Below are 1,561 nucleotides of genomic sequence, written 5' to 3' on the forward strand. Positions count from 1 at the left end.
AGCGCAAAGAGAGGTGAGCGATTGTGGAGCTGTCTGGCGGGGCTTTCGCATAGGCGGTTTCTGCGATATGATTACAGGTGATTACATTGGAGCACATCATGCCGCAACGCGCTGTATCCGAACCCATCACCATCCGCACCGCCAAGGTGACGGAGATCGACGCCTTGGCGAGCGCCATGGACCGTTCCCGCAATTACATCGTCAATCAGGCCATCGAGCAGTATCTCGAAGCCAACGCTTGGCAGATGGAGCGGATAACTGCGGGGATCGAGGCGGCGCGGGCAGGCAATGTGCAGCCTGCTGATGACGTCTTTGCCGGGATCGCAGCGAAGCACGGCTGGGCACGTTGAAGCGTCTAGTCATTGCCGAACCCGCCGCCCACGACCTTGAGGGCATCGTGGACTATATCGCGCTGGACAATCCGATTGCTGCCGAAGGCGTCTATCGTGGGATAGTAGCCGCCGCGCAAAAGCTGCCTCAGTTTCCCGCTCTTGGGCGTCCGGGGCGTCACCCCGAAACCCGAGAACTAAGCGTTTCCGGGCTGCCTTACCTGATCGTTTACGAGGTCAGCGCCGAGACCGTAACGATACTCGCAGTGTTTCATACTTCGCGCGATCTTGCGCAGGCGATGCAAGAGCGTGTGTCGTCAAGCTGAGCAGAGACAGGGAGACTTCGCAGCGCGGCGGATTGCGTAGTTTCTGCTAGATAGGGAGCCTATGACATGGTGCATAAGTGGTTTTGGCTTCCATGGAAATCATAACAAACTTCTTTGAAGACTATGTGCGTCACCAAAATCTTCTGATTCCGACAAGATCGCTAGATAGCGTTGTTTGCGAGAGCTGTGCCAATCTTGCTGTGGTTACGGGTGACAGCGAATACCCAATTTACACGCCGGGTTCAGCTACGCTGCTGAAGTTCAGAAATAGATACTTCATGGTCTGCACCCGTCATCAGCTTGATCAGTCTGATGAGGGGCGGTTTGAGCATGTCGCGTTGGCAATACCAAGGGCTGGCAAGGAAACTTTCTGCATCACCTCATCCGCTGCGAAATGGACAAGTCGCACCTTACACGAGACCGACTACCATGAAATTGTCGCCTTCGACTTTACCGAAGCGTGTGAAGCCTATCCCGAGGTAAAGAAGAGATTTTTCGAAATCAGAACGCAACATCCTGATTTCAGGGAGGATTGGGTCGTTGGCATCACAGCCTATGGCTATCCATCCCGTTATGTGGACTACAACTTTGATGATCGCAGCATCAATTTTGGCCGACTTCGTGTTCCTTGCCGGTTTAGTTTAAAACTGGATGTTGATCCAGCCGTGCACGCCCTTGAACCGCTAGAACCAATGACCGGCTCCCCAGATGGTATGAGCGGTGGGCCAGTATTTTTCGTATTATTTTTGGGGGCCGAAGCAAGCCTGCATTTGGTAGGCATCACAGTAACAGGCAGCGAGAAAGCTCTACGCGTTGTGAAATCTGGTGCCGTTCTTAAAGTGTTAGAGAAATTCTTCTAACGCACCCCGCCGGACAACTCCACAATCGCTCACCTCTCTTTGCGCT

At 53.6% G+C, this 1,561-nt stretch carries 3 protein-coding genes; all 3 read left to right on the forward strand.

Annotated elements, in window-relative coordinates:
• Nucleotides 1-98 precede the first annotated feature (98 nt).
• Complete coding sequence (locus tag CG51_RS18720) at nt 99-350, forward strand: CopG family ribbon-helix-helix protein (RefSeq protein WP_035747605.1); 252 nt, start codon at nt 99-101, stop codon at nt 348-350.
• The gene (locus CG51_RS19830; protein WP_084695293.1) at nt 347-655 is read left to right on the forward strand and encodes a type II toxin-antitoxin system RelE/ParE family toxin; all 309 of its coding nucleotides are present in this window, start codon (nt 347-349) and stop codon (nt 653-655) included. Before CG51_RS18720 ends, CG51_RS19830 begins: the two co-directional genes overlap by 4 nt.
• Nucleotides 656-747: 92 nt before the next feature.
• Nucleotides 748-1,515 carry a hypothetical protein gene (locus CG51_RS20320; protein ID WP_143413036.1) on the forward strand — a complete coding sequence of 256 codons (768 nt, stop codon included), beginning with the start codon at nt 748-750 and terminating at the stop codon, nt 1,513-1,515.
• The last annotated feature ends 46 nt before the right edge of the window (nt 1,516-1,561 follow it).

It is taken from the genome of Haematobacter missouriensis (assembly GCF_000740775.1).
Taxonomy (GTDB): Bacteria; Pseudomonadota; Alphaproteobacteria; order Rhodobacterales; family Rhodobacteraceae; genus Haematobacter; species Haematobacter missouriensis.